We start from the raw sequence: 21,256 nt of genomic DNA on the forward strand, positions 1-21,256 counted from the left end.
ATGGAGAAAAATAGTAAATTACATATCGGTTGGCTCGTCACCGCAATGATGGTTGTACTTTTGATTATCGATCAGATTATCAAGTTGTACATCAAGACCCATTTTTGCCTTGGCGAGTCTGTTCGTGTTACAGATTGGTTTTTTATAGAGTTCATAGAGAACAATGGTATGGCCTGGGGCATGACGTTTATCGGCAAGTTCTGGCTGAGTATGCTGCGCCTCACCGCCATCTGTGTTCTGTTGTGGTATTTGTGCCACATCATCAAGTCGGGAAAGCATCGGAAGCTGTATATCATCCTGGTAGCTCTGGTCACAACCGGAGCCATTGGTAATATCATCGACTCCATGTTCTACGGTCTCATCTTTACAGCAGCTTCGCCTTATTATGTATCTTATCAGGTTCCTTTTGGCGATGGTTATGCTCCTTTCCTGATGGGTAAGGTTGTAGATATGTTCCGCTTCCCATTCTTTAGCTATACCTGGCCTGAATGGGTGCCTTTCCTTGGAGGTCAGCATGGTGTCTTTTTTGATCCTGTTTTCAATCTGGCTGATGCCTGTGTCTCTGTCGGTATTATCTCTATGCTTCTTTTCTGCCGTAAGGAACTGGAAAGTCTGGGAGATGGAAAGAAGAAAGCTAAGTCTGCTGATGAAGAACAGGACATGACTGCTGAAGAAAAGAATCATGTAGAGGTTGCTAAAGAGTATAGTGCTCAAAACAAGGAGGATTAGTCTTATGAAAAAATCATTCATCTATCTGTGTTTCCTGGTTGGTATCGTATGTCTGATGGAGATGATGGCTTCATGTAAGCCGTCGCTTCCTGGTGATGTGCTTTCTAAGGGCCAGATGACAGATATTCTTTACGATTATCATTTGGCGCTGTCCATGGCGCATACCAAGGAAGGTGGCGACAAGGGAGAGAGTCTGACCTATCGTGAGGCGGTTCTGAAGAAGCATGATGTTACGTCAGCTGAGTTTGACAGCTCTATGGTTTTTTACATGCGACATACGGAACTGTTGAAGGATGTCTATAAAGACTTGGCCGACCGTCTGGGTAATGAGACTGAAGCGCTTGGTGGAAGTAGCCATGCTGGTGCAGATTTCAACACCTTGTCAGCTACTGGTGATACGGCTAATATCTGGAGTTATGCCCGTTCTATGGTCTTCAGTACTATTCAGCCATATAATGTCTTCAGTTTTAAGATGGAAGCTGATACCGCCTACCACAAGGGCGACTGCTTGATGCTGGATTTCGATTCCCAGTTCATCTATCAGGATGGTATTCGTGATGGTATCGCCTTGTTGGCTGTTGAATTCACCAATGATAGTGTTGCTCAGTCTATCATCCATATCTCCGGCTCCCAGCATTATTCTATGCAGATTAAGGATAATGAGAATCTTGGAATCAAGCAGGTAAAGGGATACTTTATGCTGAGTGATGGTGGTTTCGCAACGAATGAAACTTCCGAATCTACTCTCAAGCTGATGTTCCTTGAGCATATCCGACTCATCAGAATGCATGCCAAGAAGGAAGATAAGGCGAAGGACTCTGCTTCTAAAGACAGTACCAAGGTAGATTCTCTGAAGCCTATTCCTATCGATCATGGAGCAAGACCGATGCTCAACCAGCCGCTTCCTTCTCCAAATGGGAAACAGCTGCGTCCGGTAGAAATGAAGGTAGAGTAGGCTGATGGAAATAAGAAGATGTGGAGCGCATGTCGTTAGCCTTCCTGATGGTACCCAGCTTCTTCAGGCCGTTGTTGAACTGGAAGATAGCAGGGTAGTCAACTATTATGAATTTCGGGATGAACTGCCGATGACGGAATGGCTAGGCGGTGAAATTCGAATCATCATAGACGAGGAAGGTATCCGACGTGCCTATTGGAAGGGGAAGAGAATTGATAATTAAGAAATCTCCCCCCAAAAAGTAAACATGAAACATTAAACAATAAACATTTATAATATGTTAAGCGTAGATCAATTAGAAGACAAGTTGATAGACTTGGCATTTGCTGAGGATATCGGTGACGGCGACCACACAACCTTGTGTTGTATCCCAGAGGACGCCATGGGTAAGAGTCATTTGCTCATCAAGGAAGATGGCGTTTTGGCTGGTGTTGAAATGGCAAAGAAGGTATTTGCCCGCTTTGACCCTACCATGAAGGTGGAGGTGTTGCTGCAGGACGGTACCCATGTCAAGAAGGGCGACATCGCCATGATTGTTGAAGGCAAGACCCGTTCTCTGCTTCAGACTGAGCGTCTCATGCTCAACATCATGCAGCGTATGAGTGGTATTGCTACCATGACCGCTAAGTATGTTAAGCGCCTCGAAGGTACCAAGACTCACATCCTCGACACCCGTAAGACCACTCCAGGTCTCCGTATGTTGGAGAAGCAGGCTGTGAAGATTGGTGGTGGTATGAACCATCGTATCGGTCTCTTCGATATGATTCTTCTCAAGGACAACCATATCGACTTCGCTGGCGGTATCGACAACGCTATCGACCGTTGCCATGCTTATCTCAAGGAGAAGGGTCTCGACCTGAAGATTGAAATCGAGGTTCGCAGCTTCGATGAGCTCGACCAGGTATTGAAGCACGGTGGTGTCGACCGTATCATGCTCGACAACTTCTCTGTGCCTGATACCAAGAAGGCTGTAGATATCATTGCTGGCAAGTATGAGACAGAGTCATCTGGCGGTATCACCTACGATACTATCCGTGACTATGCAGAGCAGGGTGTTGATTTCATCTCAGTTGGTGCCTTGACACATAGTGTAAAGGGCTTGGATATGAGCTTCAAGGCTTGTGAGTAAGTGAAGAATGAAGAGGGAAGAGTAAAGAATTCTATTGCTCTTCTCTCTATATTATAAATAAAGGTATATTTTATGAATAAGATTTTTGCTTCAGCCATGATGGCTGTAGCTATGATGGGCTGCGTCTCTGAGGCAGAGGCTTGCAGCAACTTCATTGTGGGCAAGAAGGCATCTGTGGATGGTTCCGTGATGTGTTCTTATAGTGCCGATGACTACGGTATGTTCCAGTACCTCTGCCATTATCCTGCGGCTAAGCACGCTAAGGGCGAGATGCGCAAGATTTATGACTGGGATACCAACAAGTATCATGGTGAGATTCCTGAGGCTGCCCAGACCTATAGCGTTATCGGCAATATCAACGAATGGCAGGTTACCATCGGCGAGACTACCTATGGCGGTCGTGAGGAGATGGTGGATTCTACCGGTATCATGGACTATGGCTCACTTATCTATGTAGCTTTGCAGCGCAGTAAGACTGCCCGCGAGGCTATCAAGGTGATGACCACCCTCGCCAATACGTACGGTTATAATTCAGAAGGTGAAACCTTCACCATCTGCGATCCTAATGAGGCTTGGATCATGGAGATGATGGGTAAGGGTGCCGGTTCCAAGGGTGCTGTTTGGGTAGCCCTCCGCATTCCGGATGATGCAGTCTGTGCTCATGCCAACCAGAGCCGCATCGGCAAGTTCAACATGAAGGACAAGAAGAACGTGATGTATGCCAAGGACGTAGTCTCTTTTGCTCGCAGCAAGGGCTGGTTCCAGGGCAAGGATGCTGATTTCTCTTGGAAGATGGCTTATGCCAAGCCTGATTTCTCTGGTCGTCGCTTCTGCGATGCCCGTGCCTGGTCTATGCTCAACCACTTCTATGACATGACTCCATATTTGGATTGGGCACTCGGCAAGAATCCTGATGCGCAGGATATGCCTCTCTGGGTGGTTCCTAACAAGAAGGTGAGCGTGAAGGATGTGGAGAATGTGATGCGCGACCATTACGAGGGTACTCCTCTTTCTGTAGCCGACGGTTCTGACATCGGCGGTGGTATCTGGGAGATGCCTTATCGTCCTACACCATTGATGTACAAGGTGGATGGCAAGCAGTATTTCAACGAGCGTCCTGTCAGCACCCAGCAGAGTGGTTTCGTATTCGTAAGTCAGATGCGTTCATGGATGCCAAGAGAGATTGGTGGCGTGCTCTGGTTTGCCAACGATGATGCCAACATGGCTGCATTCACTCCAGTATATTGCTCAATGACCGAGCGTCCTGAGTGCTACAATACTCCAGGTGCTGATGCCTTGCATTTCAGCAAGAAGAATGCTTACTGGGTTTGCAACATGACCAGCAACATGGTTTATCCTCGTTACAGCCTGATGTTCCCAACCTTGAAGGAGGTTCGTGATAGCTTGGACAACAGCTATTTCGCTGCTCAGGCTGGTGTTGAGAAGAAGGCTCAGGAGCTTTATGCCCAGAACCCACAGGCAGCTGTGAAGTATCTCAACGACTACAGTGTAGAGAAGGCTCAGCAGATGTTGGCTCGCTGGAACCAGCTTTTCGAGTTTATGGTGGTGAAGTACAATGATATGATCATCAAGCCAACCGACAAGAACGGTACTTTCGAGAAGACTCAGTATGGATTGGGTGCTCGCCCAGTTCGTCCTGGTTATCCAGAGAAGTATGCCAAGGAATTGGTTAAGCAGTCTGGTGACAAGTTCCTGGTACCGGAAAGCGGTAAATAAGATTGATTGGTAATAACAATAAAGCAAGAAGGGCAGGTTCCATATTCGGAACCCGCCCTTTCTTTTTTAAAATCTCTCTCTGAAATATTTTGAGTCTACTTTACTTGCAGAGACATACTCTGTGGTTGATATCTACAACTTCTGGTATAGAATGTATAACATGCTTCAAGAACATACCCATACATACAACCATTCCTGAGAACATTACTGCTGCTAACGCTAAAGTAAACATAGTCATCATAATTTTTTTAATCTTTTTAAATTTTATTATTCGTTATTCCTTAATACGAGTGCAAAGTTAACACTTTTTTATCGGAATAACGAATATTTCTGCATGAAATGTGTATGTAACATGCATTTCTTGATTTGAGTCAATGAGACTATGCTGATACTTTTTATGAATTCATCGACAGCAGGAACTCGTCATTGTTGCGAGTGTTCTGCATTGACTTGTGGATGGTATTCATTGCCTCAATAGGGTTCATGTCAGAGATGTACTTGCGGAGAATCCACATACGGTCGAGTGTGGTTCTGTCTTGCAGGAGATCATCACGACGTGTAGATGAAGCCACGAGGTTGACTGCAGGGAAGATACGCTTGTTACTGAGTGAGCGGTCAAGCTGCAATTCCATGTTACCTGTACCCTTGAATTCTTCGAAGATTACTTCGTCCATCTTGCTACCAGTATCAATCAAGGCTGTTGCGATGATGGTGAGAGAACCGCCGCCTTCGATGTTACGTGCAGCACCAAAGAAGCGCTTAGGCTTCTGCAAAGCATTGGCATCAACACCACCGGTCAAAACCTTACCGGATGCAGGAGCCACTGTATTGTAAGCACGAGCCAGACGGGTGATGGAATCCAGGAAGATGACTACATCATGTCCACATTCTACCATTCTCTTTGCCTTTTCCAGAACAATACCTGCAATCTTCACATGGCGCTCAGCAGGTTCATCGAATGTAGAGGCAATCACCTCTGCATTGACGGTGCGGGCCATGTCGGTAACCTCCTCAGGACGCTCATCAATGAGCAACATCATCAGATAGGCTTCTGGATGATTGGCTGCTATTGCATTGGCGATATCCTTCATGAGAATGGTCTTACCGGTCTTAGGCTGAGCCACAATCAGGGCACGCTGTCCCTTACCGATAGGAGAGAACAGGTCTACGATTCGTGTGCTCAGGTTGGTGGTCTTGCGGTCTCCGCAAAGGTTGAACTTCTCGTCTGGGAAGAGAGGAGTTAGATGTTCAAATGGTACACGGTCTCTTACTTCTGATGGTTCACGACCGTTGATCTTTTCAATGTTTGTGAGTGGGAAGTATTTCTCACCCTCGTGTGGCGGACGAACCTGGCAGAATACAACGTCACCCGTCTTCAGACCATATCGCTTGATCTGATTGGCAGATACATAGACATCGTCTGGTGAAGAAAGGTAATTGTAATCGCTGCTGCGCAGGAATCCATATCCATCCGGCATCACTTCAAGCACTCCGCATGATGTGACGATGCCAGAGAAATCATAGGCAGGCTCTGGTACCACTTCAACGTTAGGTGTTTCCTGTGCTGCCGCAGGATTTGCTGTATTGATTGGTCTGTCGAAGATGTCTACTGAAGGAATGGCAGTCTGGTCTTCGATAGGAATGTCTACAACGGTGATGAAGTCAGTACCATCACCTGGATCTCCCTCCCATATACCGTTTGCATTGTTGGATGCTGCTTCTGGTTTGTATGCTTCCTGATTCTCTTCAGCAGAATCGGCATCATTGTCAGAATCCGTATTCTTGTTGTTGTGTGCTTCCATTTTGGCTTGCAATTTTGCAATCAGTTCCTCTTTATCGTTTCCTTGATTGTCCTTGTTTGCCTCGTTCTGTGCAAATTGTTCTTCCGGTATGAAGGAATCGTTTTGCTGGAAGTGGTTTTCTCCTGATGTGGCCGAATCGTCCTGACCTGATCCTGTAGAATCAGTCTGCTCTGTGGTTAATGTCTCAGGCACATTCTGCTCTGAAAAGTTAAGGTTTGCCTCTTCTGGAGTTCCTTGTTGCGCATTCTGTTTTTCCAACTGTGCTTTGATGGCAGCAGCCTTGGCAGCAGCTATGGCTTCAAGCTCTGCTTTACTCTTGCGCCCACGGTGTTTTGGGAATGCTGCCAATGGGTCTGTTGTCTCTTCCTCCTGAAGGGCTTCTTCCTTCGCATTGTTCTCTGTTGGACCTGTTACTTGATGCTTTTGTACGTCAAAGTTTTCTCCGTCGATACCATTTACGCTATATACTCTATCTTCTTTGCTGGAGACGATACGGGTACGCTTGCGTTTTGTTGCAGCCAGAGTAGAATCCTCTGTCTGAGCATTGAAAATAGTATTGATAATCGTTTCCTTATTGTCGCCAGATTTAATCTTGACTCCAATTTGCTTAGCAATGTCCTTCAACTGAACGACACTATTTGCTGATAATTCTTCCTTGCTATACATTATTATATATTGTATATGTGAATATTGTTTCTGAGTGATTTTGACGTTTCAAGAATTGAAACATCGCTCGAAAAGTTATCTTTCGAGTGCAAAGATAATTAAAAAATTTGTTTCTGCCAAATTTTTTGCCTATCTTTGCACAAAAATAATTCGATTATCGATGATTTTATAATGAATATTTAATTTTAACTCAATAAAAGTGCATACAAAAGAAGAAAAACTAGCTGCATTCAGCAGATTGCTGGATGTTCAGGACCGACTTCGTGTTCAATGTCCTTGGGACAAGAAACAGACGTTTGAAAGTCTTCGACCTAACACCATCGAGGAGGCTTTCGAACTTTGTGATGCCCTCATGAAGCGTGATTATAAGGATATAAAGAAAGAATTGGGTGACGTCTTGGAACATGTGATGTTTTATAGCATTATTGGTCGTGAAGATGGCAAGTTTGATATTTGTGATGTCTGCAACCAGGAAGCTGATAAACTGATGTTCCGCCATCCGTTCATCAATTGGAATGAAGAGGGGGAATGGACGGTCTCTAATCCTGATATGTATATCAATGAATCCGGACAGGTTGTGTATAAGGAGTCTGATGCTCAGGCTTTGAAGGCTGGCAAACCCAAGACTGCGGCTTCCGTGGAAAAGACTTGGGAGCAGATCAAGCAGCAGGAGAAGGATGGCAATGAAAGAGTCCTGAGTGGAGTACCTAATTCTCTTCCTTCGCTTATCAAGGCTTATCGCATTCAGGACAAGGCTCGCAATGTGGGCTTTGACTGGAAGGAAAAGGAGGATGTATGGGATAAGGTGCAGGAAGAACTGGAGGAACTCAAGGTGGAATTGGCTAGGGAAGACAAGGAAAAGTCTACCCAGGAATTGGGAGATTTCCTCTTCTCTGTCATCAATGCTGCCCGTCTCTACAAACTCAATCCTGACAATGCCCTCGAAAAGACGAACCAGAAGTTTATCCGTCGCTTCAATTATGTGGAAGATCATTCCTTTAAGCAGGGCAGAAATCTGAAGGATATGAGCCTGGAAGAAATGGATCAACTCTGGAATGAAGCCAAGCAGGAAGAGCGCAAGAGTGAGTAAACGTAGATAAGTTGGGAAATCAACAGTCATGTTGAGCAATATTAATATTTAACTTAGGAAAGTTATGAAAAAGTTAGTGTATATAGCGATAGCTTTGGTAGTCATGTTTGCTGCCAATAGCTGTAAGGAAAAGAAGGAGACTTCTGTTATCAGTACCAATGACTCTGTTGAAGTAGAGGAGATGAATGATTCTACGATATATGGTGTGTGCGGAGAAGGTACATCCATGCACAGTCTGGAACTGTGTTCTGATGAGGGTGATACGCTTTCTGTCTTTATTGATGACGCTGACCCTTCTATTGTTCAGGGAGGATTGATGGCTGGCGACCGTATTGCCCTTTTGGCTTATAAGGCACAGGATGGGGAGATGGTAGCCAGGAAGGTTATCAATCTGACTTCTTTGTTGGGTAAGTGGATTTCTCTGGATAAGAATTTCGACCTTCTGGAAGGTGGCGTGGTGAAGAATAATGTCAAGGCTGAAACCAACCCTTGGACTTCCTGGAAAATCCTGAATGGTAAGCTGCTTTTGAATAAGGACACCTTTGATATCGATAATTTGGGTCCTGACAGTTTGCTGTTGGAGAATCATCAGGGTATCTTCGTCTTTAAGCGTCAGGAATAGTTGCCTGGTGAATCAGGAACGGTGTAAGATGAATAATTTTGCTAATGGAACCTTTTAAGATACATATTCTGGGTTGTGGCAGTGCGCTGCCTACCCTCAAACATAACGCTTCCTCTCAACTCATAGAGATGAGAGGCAAGTGCTTCATGGTGGATTGCGGTGAAGGAGCGCAGATGCAGTTCCGTCGCTCTCACATCCATTTCTCCAAACTGAATGCCATCTTTATCAGTCATATGCATGGCGACCACTGTTTCGGTTTGATGGGATTGTTGTCTACGCTTGGAATGCTCGGACGTACTTCCAAGTTGAGAATTTATGCTCCCAAGGATTATGAACCTCTCTTCAGGCAGCAGGTTGAATTCTTCATGCAGACGATGGAGTATGAGATGGAAATGATTCCCGTTGATACAGAGAAGCAGCAGGTCATATATGAGGACCACTCTCTTACCGTTGAAACTGTACCTTTGCAGCATCGTGTGCCTTGTTGTGGATTCATCTTCCGTGAGAAACCTACCTTGCCACATATCCGTCGTGATATGATCGACTATTATGGCATTCCTGTTAGTCAGATCAACAATATCAAGAATGGTGCAGATTGGACGAATGAAGATGGTGATATTATCCCGAATGCCCGACTCGTTCAGCCTGCTGATTCGCCTCGTAGTTATGCTTACTGCAGTGATACTCGTTTTGTGCCTGGTTTGAAAGAGAAGGTGAAAGGCGTTACTGTGTTATATCATGAGAGTACCTATACATCGGATCAGGAAGATCGTGCCAAGATTTATTATCATAGTACGGCACGCCAGGCTGCTACCATAGCAGCAGGAGCTGGTGTGGGTACCTTGCTCCTGGGACATTATAGTGCGAGATATAATGACGAACAGGTCTTGCTGGAAGAAGCGAAAGCGGTGTTTGATCACTCTATACTCTCTCAGGAGGGAATGGTTTTTGATGTCGTTTGATAAGATTTTCAAAAAAAGTTCATGATTTGATGCAAGGATTTTCATATCTTTCGTTTAATTTATAAAAGAGTAAATAAAAGTGGAATCTGAGAAGGAGCTTTTGGACGATATTTTTCGTGGCAGCCGGGATGCTATGCATCGGTTGTACGAACGGTATGTAGGGCATGCCATGGCGGTTGCGCTGAGGTATGTCCCTTTGCGCGAAGATGCCGAGGATGTTGTCCAGGACAGCTTCATCAAGGTTTTTGCTGCGATTCCGAATTTCCAGTATAGAGGTGAAGGGTCACTGAAGGGGTGGTTGTTTCGTATTGTTGTTAATGAGGCGATTACTTGTGTTCGGCAGAAAAGTAAACTTACGCTGGTGGAAGAATTTCCGGATGAGCCTTTGGAAGAGGAACCGCCTGTAGAAAAGATACCACCTGCGGAGCTGACTAAAATGATTGGAGAACTGCCTGATGGCTATAGATTAGTACTTAATATGTATGTCTTCGAACAGTTGAGTCATAAGGAGATAGCCCTGCGGTTAGGCATTAAGGAAAGTAGTTCTGCATCGCAGTATCTGAGAGCCAAGAAACTCTTGGCAAGAAAAATTAATGATTATCTGAGTAAATTAAACGAGAAAGAATATGAGTAATAATGATTGGACAAACAAACTTCGAGATCAGTTGGCAGACTATCAAGAGCCTGTCAGCCGTGACTTGTGGGCGGGTATTGAACAATCGCTTGCTCAGAAGACGGGACATCAAGAGGTATCTAAACCTGGTAAAATAATCCATATAAACACTTGGAAACGTTGGTCTGCTGCTGCGGCGGCTGTGGCTTTGTTGGGAGTAGGAGGTAGTTATGTCTACTTCCATCAGGAGGAAGACAAACTTGCCAGTTCGCAGTTGGCAATGGTAACAGATAAAGCATCTGCATCAGCGGTTGCAGAGCATTCGCATCCTATGGGTAAGACATCGGAAAATGGAGCTGGAAATTCGCTTGATTCCAGAGATGACAATGTAGGGTTGGGGATGAAAAGGAATCCAAAGCAAACCGTAGAAGGTAAAAATGCTGGAAGACACCTTTTGGCTGATCAAACGGTTCTTTTGGCTTCTGCTTCCGAGAATGAAGTGATGTCAACTTCGGAGAATGAATTGATGCCAACTTCGGAGAATGAATTGATGGTGGCATCTGTTGATTCTCAGCCAGTCTCATCTGCAGAAGAGAAAACTGAGTCAACTCTTCAGCAGGATTCTCCGGTCCGGCAGACTCAAAAGGCAAAGTCTATTGACAACCTCTTTGCGAATGCCGTAGTGGCTGATGCTTATCAATTCTCTCATCATGAAGAGACTGCTGGCTTGTCAATGAAACTCTATGCAGAAAATCTGAGTCCGAACTTGGGATTGTCTACTTCTGATGATTCCTATGCGAGTTCTGGTTCTGGTGTTTTGGCAGACCCTATGCCGGGTGTTGTTCCTGATCCAACAGTAGGAGGTGTGAATGACATCGATTATCTGATGGCATCCTATAAGGTGGTTCAGAAAACCTATAAAGGTGAAGCCAAGCATCATGCTCCTGTCTCTGTAGGATTGCAGGTGGCATTTGGTATTGCTCCACGTCTGTCGTTGAGTTCGGGTTTCGTGTATACCCGTACCTCTTCCGATTTTTATCCGTATGCTCCTCACAACAATTATAATGTTCATCAGGTACTTCACTATGTGGGCATCCCGGTAGGTTTGAACTATGAGTTATGGAAGAGTGGAGGATTCCATGCCTATGTGATGGCTGGTGCTGAGGCTGACTTGAATGTGAAGAATGATACGGAAGAGGAGGGAGTAAAGAAAGAGAATGCCAAACGCGATAGAGTGCAGTTCTCAGGAAAGGCTTCGCTCGGAGCACAATATGATATCACGCCAAATGTGGGCTTGTATATCGAGCCGGGTGCTAAATATTACATTGACAATGGCAGCGAGATTGAAAACACTTTCAAGGATAAGAAACTGAACTTCAATTTCCAGTTTGGTTTGAGATTCAATCTTTAAAACATAAATAGAAAAGAGGGTGTGTCATAAGTTTATGACGCACCCTCTTTTTCTTTTATATCTTATTGATATATTGTTGGAAAAGACAGCTAAAGTTTTTGAGAAAGCTAGTATCTCTGGCCGCACAACAGCTGTTGTGCGCTCGCATATCAGCTGATATGCACTCGCACACCAACTGATGTGCATGCGGTAGTCAACTGTTATGCGCTAACTATTATCTAAACTTATGACACGCTATCTTTTTCTTGTTTATCATTCCAGGAGTCTTTCGCTCATATTCAGTGCAGCCTTTCTACCATCACCCATGGCAAGAATTACGGTAGCACCACCACGGACGATGTCACCGCCTGCGTAGATTTCTTTGATAGAACTCTGCATCTGCTCGTTTACGGCGATGGTGTTCTTTCTTCCGAGCTCCAATCCCTCAATGCTCTGAGGAACAAGAGGGTTAGGACTTACACCTACTGCAACAATCACCTGGTCGCATTCCAATGTCACGGTCTCGCCTGTAGCTTCCGGACGACGGCGACCGCTGGCATCAGGTTCTCCCAGCTGCATGACGTCGAGGACAACAGACTTCACAGCGCCCTTTTCATCTGCTTCATATTCTTTAGGATTATGGAGAGTCATGAAGTTGATGCCTTCTTCCTTGGCATGCTTCACCTCTTCGAGTCGGGCAGGCATCTCTGCTTCAGAACGGCGATAAACCAATGTTACCTCGGCACCCAGACGCTTGGCTGTACGGCAACTGTCCATCGCTGTGTTTCCTCCGCCCACAACAACCACCTTCTTACCCAGGTTGATAGGGGTATCGGTATGAGGATTGGCTGCATCCATCAAGTTCACACGGGTCAGATACTCATTGGAAGACATGATGTTCAAGGCATTCTCACCAGGGATATTCATGAAGTTCGGAAGTCCGGCTCCTGAACCCACGAAGATGCCCTTGAATCCCTGTTTTTCCAGGTCTTTCACGGAGATGGTCTTACCTACGATACAGTCGGTGATGAATTTCACGCCCATCTTCTGAAGGTTCTCAATCTCTACGTCTACGATGGCATTAGGCAATCGGAACTCTGGGATACCATATTTCAATACACCACCTATCTCGTGCAGAGCCTCGAATACGGTGACGTCGAATCCTTTCTTTGCCATATCGCCAGCAAAGCTCAGACCGGAAGGACCTGAACCGACAACGGCAACTTTGATTCCGTTGGCTTCATCGCATTGAGGAACTGAAATGTTGCCACTCTGACGTTCATAGTCGGCTGCAAAACGCTCCAGATATCCGATAGCCACTGCCGGCTCGTTCATCTTGAGATGCACACACTTGCTTTCACACTGTTTCTCCTGTGGGCAGACACGTCCGCAGACAGCAGGTAGGGCAGAGGTGTTCTTCAGAACCTTTGCAGCAGCCAGGAACTGACCGCGCTCAATATTCTTGATGAATGAAGGAATGTTGATGCTTACCGGACAGCCTTCCATACAGGTAGGCTTAGGACAGTCGAGGCAGCGCTTTGCCTCGGTCAATGCCATCTCCTTGGTCAGACCGATGTTCACCTCTTCCGTACGGGTAGTTGCACGATATACTGGGTCGAGTTCCGGCATCTTCACACGCTCGATAGCCGTACGTTCCTTGGCTTTCATGGAAGCACGCAATTCCTTTCGCCACTCGGCATTGCGGTCTGTCAGCTCTTCGATGGATGCATCTGTTGGCTCTACGTCCATTGTTATGTCTGTGGTCTCCTTCTTCTTTTCGGCATCTATGGTAGCCAGATGTTCCTCGAAGTGTTCCATCTCCTCGCGCTCTACGTCCTTGAAGGTTCCCATGCGCTTGAACATCTCGTCCCAGTCTACCTGGGCGCCGTCAAACTCAGGACCGTCGATGCAGACAAACTTGGTCTTTCCGCCGATAGTCAGACGGCAGGCACCGCACATACCGGTACCGTCCACCATGATAGTATTGAGCGATACATCAGTAGAGAGATTGTATTTCTGGGTCAGGAGACAGCAGAACTTCATCATGATAGGAGGACCGATGGCGAATACCTTGTCGATATGCTCCTGATTAATAAGCTTTTCGATACCCACGGTAACAACACCTTTCTCGCCGTAGCTGCCGTCGTCGGTCATGATGATGAGTTCATCACTTGAAGCACGTACCTCATCCTCCATGATGACGAGGTCCTTGCTTCTTCCGGCAATCACGCTGAGCACACGGTTGCCCGCAGCCTTCAGCGCCTTGATGATAGGGAGCATAGGAGCTACGCCTACGCCACCACCGGCACAGATGACGGTACCGAAGTTCTCGATATGTGTTGGGTTTCCGAGCGGACCTACTACGTCATGAATCTCATCGCCTTCGTTTAGGGCACAAAGTTTGGTTGATGATAAGCCTACCTTCTGCACTACCAGAGTAATGGTGCCTTTTTCTATGTCGGCATCAGCAATGGTCAGCGGCATGCGCTCACTGTTGTTGTCTACACGGATGATGACGAAGTTGCCAGCCTTGCGGCTCTTTGCAATGAGTGGAGCTTCCACATCGAAACGGAATACCTTTTCTGAGTATTGTATTTTCTTGATAATCTTGTTCATTGGCTATTAACTTTTTATGTTGACTATTGTCTATTTCTAATTTAGTTGTTTATGCATGTTTGTGCATGGTATTAAAAATGCAAAAGGATAACTACGGCCACCTTTTGGGGCAGTCGAAGTTATCCTCGTACAATATGTTTTAGTATGGATGTCTATCCAGTCTTTTTCTTTCGAATTAATCGAAGTTCTTGTCATCGAGCATCTCGAATCCGCAGTAAGGAACCAATACCTTAGGCACACGGATACCCTCTGGTGTCTGGTTGTTCTCCAGGATGGTTGCAACGATACGTGGCAAGGCGAGAGCAGAACCGTTCAAGGTGTGGCAAAGCTCAATCTTCTTGTCCTCTGCATGGCGATAGCGGCAGTGGAGACGGTTTGCCTGATAGCTCTCGAAGTTAGATACTGATGAAACCTCCAACCAGCGACCCTGAGCTGCACTCCAGGTCTCGAAGTCGTAGCAGATAGAAGAGGTGAAGCTCATGTCACCACCGCAGAGACGGAGGATGTGGTATGGCAACTCCAACTTCTTCAAGAGACCCTCTACGTGGTCGAGCATCTCGTTCAGGCTCTCGTAAGAGTGACCTGGCTTATCGATGCGTACAATCTCCACCTTGTCGAACTGGTGCAGACGGTTCAAGCCGCGAACATCCTTACCGTAGCTACCAGCCTCACGACGGAAGCAGGCAGAGTAAGCACAACGCTTGATAGGGAGATCCTTCTCGTCAAGAATCACATCACGGAAAATGTTGGTTACAGGAACCTCAGCAGTAGGGATGAGGAAGAGGTTGTCGAGATTGGCATGATACATCTGACCCTCCTTGTCTGGCAACTGACCAGTTCCACGACCTGAATCCTCGTTTACTACGTAAGGAGGCTGAATCTCAAGATATCCGCTCTTACGAGCCTCATCGAGGAAGAAAGCCTCGAGAGCACGCTGGAAGCGAGCCATCTTACCGATATATACAGGGAAGCCGGCACCGGTAATCTTCACACCGAGGTCGAAATCCACGAGGTTGTACTTCTTCAGGAGATCCCAGTGGCAGAGTGCATCCTCACCGAGGTTTGGCTTTTCGCCACCTTCTTTTACGACTACGTTGTCAGCCGCATCCTTACCCTCAGGAACCAGTTCGCAAGGGATGTTAGGGATTTCGAGCAACTGATTGGTCATATCGTTCTGTGCTTTCTCCATGATCTCTTCCAGAGCCTTAGCGTCAGCCTTGAGCATAGCTACCTGCGCCTTAGCGCTTTCAGCTTCCTCTTTCTTGCCTTCCTTCATCAAGGCACCAATCTGCTTGGCAAACTGGTTAGCCTGCTGCTTGTTGTTATCCAGCTTCTGCTGAGCTTCACGACGGATCTTGTCGTACTCCAATACTTTCTCTACGGCCTCACGAGCATTAGGAAAATGCTTCTTTTCAAGACCTTTAACTACACGTTCAGTTTCTTCACTGATGAGTTTAAGTGTAAGCATATAATGTCTTTTTATTTAATTATTTACTATTTGTAGGCAAAAGTACAAAAAATATTTGTGATAACGCAAAAAAATGCTGACTTTTTTACAGGGAAGGGTAGAATTAAAGTTTTTTTGTGGTTTTACAGGGTTAAGGAGCTTAGAAAGGGGTGTGGTGTAATCCGAGTAATCCGTGCCTAAAAACTGCAAAGGAAGCCCCCAAGCATTGTATATAAACGAAGAAAGCCTGCTCAAGGTATGAGCAGGCTTCTATGTTGTTTGTTTGGAATAGTTTTTTCTAAAACTTTAAAATTTAAGCGTCAGCTTTTTTGGTCTTCTCAGCGTAAACCTCTGGAGAGAGAACAGAAACTGTACTCTTGTCCTTGCGGCCCTTGTGGAAGTAAACGATACCGTCTGTCAAAGCATACAATGTATCATCCTTACCCTGAGCTACATTCTCACCTGGGAAGTGCTTGTTACCACGCTGACGAACAATAATGTTACCTGCGATGATGCTCTGACCACCCCAGATCTTAACGCCTAATCTTTGTGAAGCTGATTCACGGCCGTTCTTAGAACTACCAACACCTTTCTTATGTGCCATTTTCTAATTCCTCCTAATTTTAAGCGATTACAGATTTGATTGATACTTCAGTGAACTGTGCACGATGACCGTTCTTCTTGCGATAGTCCTTACGGCGCTTCATCTTGAAGACGATTACCTTGTCACCCTTTACGAGTGGGTTCACTACTTCTACTACTACTTTTGCACCCTCTACAGCTGGTGCACCGACAGTGATTGCGCCGTCTTTGTCAACGAGCAAAACCTTGTCGAACTCAACAGTCTGACCTGCCTCTACATCCTTGATGTGATGTACGAAGAGCTTCTTGCCCTCCTCTGCCTTGAACTGCTGACCGTTAATTTCTACGATTGCGTACATTTAATTATTTATATAAACGGGTTTTTCCGCGAGGCGTCCTGCTTCGTGCCGGATCTTGACCGAGCCCCAACGAACTAAACTTTTCTGTAACATTTGCCCAATCCATGAGCATTCGGAGTGCAAAATTACAAATTATCTTCGATATAAACGAATATTGCTTTCCTAAAGAATATGGTTTTATGAAGATTTAACTAATTAGGGTGTTATCCGGCATACTTTTTAATCCTTTTAAGATTGCCCGCCTCTCTATTGGATGCTTTTCCATCCCAGCAGCTGGTCGCTTCGGTCTGTGGTTCCCCTATAGTATATCAGTGCATCATATCTGTTGGCTGTCTGATAGAAGTCACCGTCTGTTGTTACATGTCGGGTGCTGCCGTCGCTTCTCAATACCAGGTATTGATAGCTGTAATAGCCTTGTTTCAGTTTCACCTGTGCATGATAGCAATGGCTGCTTTCGTCATATTCCATCTGATATTCTGGGGTAAATGAATCTTGGGTCCAGAAACCGTTCAGGTATACTGCTCCTTCCTGGCGGGGAGCCTTCAGGGTGAAGTGGACGATGGCGTAGTCACTTTGGCTGTTGTTGCCTATGTTGTCGCTGTTGCGGATGTAGAAGGCTCCTTGTCCGCTTTCGTCGTATACGTAGCTGGGTCTGGGTTCGTCGGGAGTGACGTAGGCGTGATAGTCCTTTCCGTCCCAGCTGATTCGCTCGATACCCATGGTCGGGTGGTCTAGGTCCAGCATTTCAAACTTGTGGTATTCGTTTCCGCCCTTGAATATGAGTTGTCTGTTGTGTATCCAGCTCATCTGTTCTGCGCTGAGATAGTCGGGTTTTGCGTTCACTGCGGCATTGTCCCATCTTCCGTTTTGCAGTACCACGGTTTTAATCTGTTCGCCGGGTGCTGTAACGTGGATATTCCTGTAGTCGGCCGTCATCCTCACCTGCTGGTGCTGTCTGTTGTTGTCGATGTCGGTATTGGAAGAGTAGGCTAGGTCTACCTTTATCTTGGGGTCTACGATCATGAAGCATGCCGTAAACATTGTGTTTTCTCCCTCTTCTGCATTGTCATCGTAAACGGTCAGTTTATAGTTTCCGCTCATCGTAATCCGGCAGTTCTCGTTGGGGATAGTCAGGTGGTAATGGGTGTATAGATGGTTGGTGTTGAACGACTGCTCATTGTTGTCAATCGTCAGTTCTCCATTGAATCCCTGCAGATAGTCGGTATCAAAGATTCCTTCCGATTCCTGCCAGTCGGCATCGCAATGGGTGATTTGGTAGGTGTAGCGATGATAATCGTGGGTCATGTCGTCGAAGTCTATGTTGATGGCATTGCCGCCCAGTTGGGTGATAGGCATGCTGAGCCAGTCTGTTCCGGCTACCACCTGGAGTGAAGCTATGCGTTTGTTGTGTATGATGTTATGCTGAGCTTTACCTGGTAGTTGAGCTGTCAGGATGAGTATGCAGCCTATCATCATCGCTTTGAAACTGGATGAAATGATGGAGTTATCTTTTTTCATGTTGTAAAATGCGTTTGTGCTGATTCTTTTTGTCTTTGCAAAGATACGGTAAATAGGGGAGACTACCAAACAAAAGGGCAAAAAAATAACTTGCAATAGTCTCTGAAGGACTGAATGCAAGCTTAAACAATCTAACTAATACATGAAAAACACTGTAGTCGATAGGGGAATCGAACCCCTATGCCAAGATTGAGAATCTTGTATCCTAACCATTAGATGAATCGACCAACGGTACATTTTTTGAAGTCAGCTTGCGGAAGGTGGGGGATTCGAACCCCCGGTACGGTTACCCGCACGGCAGTTTAGCAAACTGCTGGTTTCAGCCACTCACCCAACCTTCCAGTCGGAAATCGTTACCGAATCAACAAGCATCGTTCTCAAATGCGGTTGCAAAGGTACTACTTTTTTTCGGTTCTACCAAATTTTTCAGCGATTATTTTTAAATAAAAATTCACTTTTTTCGTAACCCTCTCATTCTCAGGCCCCCATTTTTTTTACTTTTTATCTTTTAAAATGGAGTTTGGGTGTAAAATGTAGATAAAAGTATAAAATGTGGCAAGTCTGATGTAAGTTTAAAACGAGTGTGAAGAACGTGTTTTCGAGGTTTATGAGCAAAATAAATTTTAGATAATACGAAAAAAGCAGATTTCCAACTAAGGAAATCTGCCTTTTAAAAGGAAAGGGCCGCTCGATGATGTGATGAAACTCCGAATGTCAGTAACATTTGAGAGCTCTCCGCTTTTGTAATCCACCGGCTTTGCAGCTTAGTTGACATGTCAGTTTATGTGGCCCGCCATTGGCAAGAGAAGTCTTCTCGGTTTCATAAGTGTAATTTGATGAGTATCCCGATCGAACCGACACGACCCTTATATTTTTTTCGACTAGACGTAGCTTATGCTATCATCTATCGATAGAAGTCTTTCGTTTTTCTATAATGCAAAGATAGTGTAATCTTTTGAAACTACCAAATCTTTATGCTGTTTTTTTCCGAAAAATTCTTCTATAATCTGCTGAATAGCTTAAAATGAGCGATTTATAAGTGTTCAACCTCAATAGAGGTAATGATTTGGCAATAGTCACAACTTCTGCAATATGCATATGTTTGCTTTGCCTAACAACTCTTTACAGTTGCAAAAATACAAAATAAAAATGAAACCACACTATGTTGGTGCAAAAAAACAATAGTCATAAAACAAAGATTAACTTCGCCTTATGACTATTGTTGTCCACATTAAACTTATTTATCATTTAATTGGTTCCGCATGCACATAGTATTCACTGTTTATAGGGTCTTCCCCGTCAGTTTTAAGTATCAGTACCATGCGAGAATGTTTTGTACGCCAATATGCTTTAATATCAGCATCTTCGGGTAGTGCCTTAAACGTTTTACACAGCGAAGCCTTTTCTGTTTCTTTTATAGTACTATGTGCTTCATAGTACTGGTCCATAATCTTCAACAGACCTTCTCTTTCACGTTCAAGCACGCCTAACATATATTCCTTGTCGTTTTTGTCTTTTGCTCCTTTCAGTACAATACGTAACTCTGCATACGGTTTTGTAATGTCTTCTTTGTAGGCAGTAGGTGGAGTTAGGATAAACTCACGGCTCTTGTCCAGCAAGCAATATTCTGTTAGTTCGGGGTTCTTGGAATTATACCTTACGTTATCCCAATCGTAACCAAAGAATCCATCATTCACCAAATAGAGCCTCTTTCGGGCTTGATAGACAATACGGCCATCTTTATAGCCATTGGCATAGACAATAGTATTGTCATGAGGCGTGAAGAAGTATGTGCTCCACCAATAGGAAGTATTCAAACAGTTTGTCTTACGTTCCATGATTCCAAAGCTATCTGGCATATCACGACAATCACTCGTCCAAGTAATTGAATCGTAGTAGTTGTAATAGGCATTATCTGAAGAGTTGAAACCATATTCATCGGTAAGCTCAAATGTTACAAGGCAGAAGGTCTGAAACACAGGGTCTGTGTTGTCTTTGTCGTCTTCTGCATAGTATGCCTTAATCTTAAACTTGCAGTTGTCGGGAACAGAACGGTCAATATCCGTATCATACGTGTAACTTTTCTTCATCATTTCCAAATCGGTTTCGGTCATGCGTTTATATACAATCATGCCATATATAGACTTGTAACCATTGCTGCCATCACTCGTCGCTCCCAATTTTTGTATGGTGTACATTAAGGTCTTGCCATTCGACTCGTCAAGCTTAAGAATCTGCATGTATCTGCTGTCTGTTGTCTGCTTGTTGCTGCCAAACAGTATGAAGCCTTTGTCCATGTCATAAGTCCATGATACACGACTGAAACAAAAGGCTGGCAAGGCATCACTATAAAAATAACTAAAAGCTTGCTGTGATGTCTCAAACCAAAAGTGTGTAGGGCTGCCACCAAATCTGTCTTTCCAAAATTCCTCCTTGCTCAACTTTCCGTTTTCCTGTACCTCATAAGTGGCAATACTCTCCCAACCATAGCCCTTGACCTTACTCTGTATTTCTTCTGCTGCTATTGGCTTTCTCCCTTTTAGCACACAGCACCCCTCATCATTAACAGTATAGGTTTGGTTGAATAGATTCATATCCAACTTACATTGCTCAACACTCAATTCCTCAGACTTATCGCAACTGCCAAATACAACAGTGCAAGCTACGATGAGTGCTATTAACCAAAACTTCTTAGTCATAATAATCCAAATTTAAAGATTTTACATATAGACAGATTACGGATTTTCAGTGTTTCAAATTCTGCTGTCCAAGATAACTGAGTGCAAAAATACAAAAGTATCAACGTAATAGTGCATTTTTTTATTTTTTATAACACTCAAAACATACTTTTGTGCAAATAAAGGAAGAATAAACTACACCTGACAAATCTATTTACATATTTCTATGCACTGCCTACAGTTGGTACACTCACTTTCTGCAACCGTTGGGAGCAAAATTTCTTCGCCCTCATGGTGGAGCGAGGCGTTTTGGGGTTCCCAAAACATAACCTCGCTCCCTCCTCTAAGAACAAAAGACGAG

At 44.9% G+C, this 21,256-nt stretch carries 17 protein-coding genes and 2 tRNA genes; 10 read left to right on the forward strand and 9 right to left on the reverse strand.

Annotated features, from left to right (window positions below):
• The 5 genes from F7D73_RS07360 (at nt 1) to F7D73_RS07380 (ending at nt 4,550) form a co-directional block, all read left to right on the forward strand.
• Nucleotides 1-729, forward strand: a complete 729-nt coding sequence (locus F7D73_RS07360) for a lipoprotein signal peptidase (RefSeq protein WP_153123531.1) — start codon at nt 1-3, stop codon at nt 727-729.
• Nucleotides 730-733: 4 nt separating this feature from the next.
• Nucleotides 734-1,684: a DUF4296 domain-containing protein gene (locus F7D73_RS07365; protein ID WP_153123533.1), complete on the forward strand. Its 951-nt coding sequence runs from the start codon at nt 734-736 to the stop codon at nt 1,682-1,684.
• A gap of 4 nt (nt 1,685-1,688) precedes the next feature.
• Nucleotides 1,689-1,907 (forward strand): hypothetical protein, encoded by a 219-nt coding sequence (locus F7D73_RS07370; RefSeq protein ID WP_153123535.1) that lies wholly within the window; start codon nt 1,689-1,691, stop codon nt 1,905-1,907.
• Nucleotides 1,908-1,961: 54 nt separating this feature from the next.
• Complete coding sequence (nadC, locus tag F7D73_RS07375) at nt 1,962-2,813, forward strand: carboxylating nicotinate-nucleotide diphosphorylase (RefSeq protein ID WP_153123537.1); 852 nt, start codon at nt 1,962-1,964, stop codon at nt 2,811-2,813.
• A gap of 72 nt (nt 2,814-2,885) precedes the next feature.
• Nucleotides 2,886-4,550 carry a dipeptidase gene (locus F7D73_RS07380; RefSeq protein ID WP_194256872.1) on the forward strand — a complete coding sequence of 555 codons (1,665 nt, stop codon included), beginning with the start codon at nt 2,886-2,888 and terminating at the stop codon, nt 4,548-4,550.
• Nucleotides 4,551-4,945: 395 nt separating this feature from the next.
• Here F7D73_RS07380 and rho read toward each other — a convergent pair whose 3' ends face one another.
• On the reverse strand, nt 4,946-7,018 hold the full coding sequence (gene rho, locus F7D73_RS07385) for a transcription termination factor Rho (protein WP_153123539.1): 2,073 nt from the start codon (nt 7,016-7,018) through the stop codon (nt 4,946-4,948).
• Between the two features lie 199 nt (nt 7,019-7,217).
• Between rho and mazG the strand changes: the two genes are divergently transcribed.
• The 5 genes from mazG to F7D73_RS07410 all read left to right on the forward strand — a co-directional run bounded on the left by mazG (nt 7,218) and on the right by F7D73_RS07410 (nt 11,716).
• Nucleotides 7,218-8,108 carry a nucleoside triphosphate pyrophosphohydrolase gene (mazG, locus tag F7D73_RS07390; RefSeq protein WP_367383705.1) on the forward strand — a complete coding sequence of 297 codons (891 nt, stop codon included), beginning with the start codon at nt 7,218-7,220 and terminating at the stop codon, nt 8,106-8,108.
• A 64-nt stretch (nt 8,109-8,172) separates the two neighbouring features.
• A complete protein-coding gene (locus F7D73_RS07395; RefSeq protein WP_153123541.1) occupies nt 8,173-8,730 on the forward strand; it encodes a hypothetical protein in 558 nt (185 codons plus the stop codon).
• A 44-nt stretch (nt 8,731-8,774) separates the two neighbouring features.
• The gene (locus F7D73_RS07400) at nt 8,775-9,692 is read left to right on the forward strand and encodes a ribonuclease Z (RefSeq protein WP_153123543.1); all 918 of its coding nucleotides are present in this window, start codon (nt 8,775-8,777) and stop codon (nt 9,690-9,692) included.
• Between the two features lie 79 nt (nt 9,693-9,771).
• Complete coding sequence (locus tag F7D73_RS07405; protein ID WP_218416038.1) at nt 9,772-10,326, forward strand: RNA polymerase sigma factor; 555 nt, start codon at nt 9,772-9,774, stop codon at nt 10,324-10,326.
• Nucleotides 10,319-11,716, forward strand: a complete 1,398-nt coding sequence (locus F7D73_RS07410) for an outer membrane beta-barrel protein (RefSeq protein ID WP_153123545.1) — start codon at nt 10,319-10,321, stop codon at nt 11,714-11,716. Before F7D73_RS07405 ends, F7D73_RS07410 begins: the two co-directional genes overlap by 8 nt.
• 252 nt (nt 11,717-11,968) lie before the next feature.
• Here the strand turns inward: F7D73_RS07410 and F7D73_RS07415 are convergent, their stop codons facing one another.
• The 8 genes from F7D73_RS07415 to F7D73_RS07450 form a co-directional block, all read right to left on the reverse strand.
• A complete protein-coding gene (locus tag F7D73_RS07415) occupies nt 11,969-14,311 on the reverse strand; it encodes a bifunctional dihydroorotate dehydrogenase B NAD binding subunit/NADPH-dependent glutamate synthase (protein WP_153123547.1) in 2,343 nt (780 codons plus the stop codon).
• Nucleotides 14,312-14,486: 175 nt separating this feature from the next.
• A complete protein-coding gene (gene serS / locus F7D73_RS07420; protein WP_153123549.1) occupies nt 14,487-15,779 on the reverse strand; it encodes a serine--tRNA ligase in 1,293 nt (430 codons plus the stop codon).
• A gap of 292 nt (nt 15,780-16,071) precedes the next feature.
• A complete protein-coding gene (gene rpmA, locus F7D73_RS07425) occupies nt 16,072-16,362 on the reverse strand; it encodes a 50S ribosomal protein L27 (protein ID WP_118116983.1) in 291 nt (96 codons plus the stop codon).
• Nucleotides 16,363-16,381: 19 nt separating this feature from the next.
• Entirely contained in the window at nt 16,382-16,699 is a 318-nt protein-coding gene (gene rplU, locus F7D73_RS07430) for a 50S ribosomal protein L21 (protein WP_089543391.1), read from the reverse strand.
• A gap of 246 nt (nt 16,700-16,945) precedes the next feature.
• Nucleotides 16,946-18,217 (reverse strand): DUF5103 domain-containing protein, encoded by a 1,272-nt coding sequence (locus F7D73_RS07435; RefSeq protein ID WP_228117664.1) that lies wholly within the window; start codon nt 18,215-18,217, stop codon nt 16,946-16,948.
• 155 nt (nt 18,218-18,372) lie between these two features.
• A tRNA-Glu gene (locus F7D73_RS07440) sits at nt 18,373-18,444 on the reverse strand.
• A 27-nt stretch (nt 18,445-18,471) separates the two neighbouring features.
• Nucleotides 18,472-18,558, reverse strand: a tRNA-Ser gene (locus tag F7D73_RS07445).
• 903 nt (nt 18,559-19,461) lie between these two features.
• Complete coding sequence (locus tag F7D73_RS07450) at nt 19,462-20,916, reverse strand: hypothetical protein (protein WP_089545425.1); 1,455 nt, start codon at nt 20,914-20,916, stop codon at nt 19,462-19,464.
• Nucleotides 20,917-21,256 lie beyond the last annotated feature (340 nt).

The organism is Segatella copri (assembly GCF_009494395.1).
Lineage (GTDB): Bacteria > Bacteroidota > Bacteroidia > Bacteroidales > Bacteroidaceae > Prevotella.

Coding starts and splice junctions, on each gene's coding strand:
- F7D73_RS07435 (WP_228117664.1), bottom strand. CDS start 18,217: ATGAAAAAAGATAACTCCATCATTTCATCCAGTTTCAAAGCGATGATG.
- nadC (WP_153123537.1), top strand. CDS start 1,962: ATGTTAAGCGTAGATCAATTAGAAGACAAGTTGATAGACTTGGCATTT.
- F7D73_RS07400 (WP_153123543.1), top strand. CDS start 8,775: ATGGAACCTTTTAAGATACATATTCTGGGTTGTGGCAGTGCGCTGCCT.
- F7D73_RS07365 (WP_153123533.1), top strand. CDS start 734: ATGAAAAAATCATTCATCTATCTGTGTTTCCTGGTTGGTATCGTATGT.
- serS (WP_153123549.1), bottom strand. CDS start 15,779: ATGCTTACACTTAAACTCATCAGTGAAGAAACTGAACGTGTAGTTAAA.
- F7D73_RS07395 (WP_153123541.1), top strand. CDS start 8,173: ATGAAAAAGTTAGTGTATATAGCGATAGCTTTGGTAGTCATGTTTGCT.
- F7D73_RS07380 (WP_194256872.1), top strand. CDS start 2,886: ATGAATAAGATTTTTGCTTCAGCCATGATGGCTGTAGCTATGATGGGC.
- F7D73_RS07370 (WP_153123535.1), top strand. CDS start 1,689: ATGGAAATAAGAAGATGTGGAGCGCATGTCGTTAGCCTTCCTGATGGT.
- rplU (WP_089543391.1), bottom strand. CDS start 16,699: ATGTACGCAATCGTAGAAATTAACGGTCAGCAGTTCAAGGCAGAGGAG.
- F7D73_RS07410 (WP_153123545.1), top strand. CDS start 10,319: ATGAGTAATAATGATTGGACAAACAAACTTCGAGATCAGTTGGCAGAC.
- rho (WP_153123539.1), bottom strand. CDS start 7,018: ATGTATAGCAAGGAAGAATTATCAGCAAATAGTGTCGTTCAGTTGAAG.
- F7D73_RS07450 (WP_089545425.1), bottom strand. CDS start 20,916: ATGACTAAGAAGTTTTGGTTAATAGCACTCATCGTAGCTTGCACTGTT.
- F7D73_RS07360 (WP_153123531.1), top strand. CDS start 1: ATGGAGAAAAATAGTAAATTACATATCGGTTGGCTCGTCACCGCAATG.
- F7D73_RS07415 (WP_153123547.1), bottom strand. CDS start 14,311: ATGAACAAGATTATCAAGAAAATACAATACTCAGAAAAGGTATTCCGT.
- rpmA (WP_118116983.1), bottom strand. CDS start 16,362: ATGGCACATAAGAAAGGTGTTGGTAGTTCTAAGAACGGCCGTGAATCA.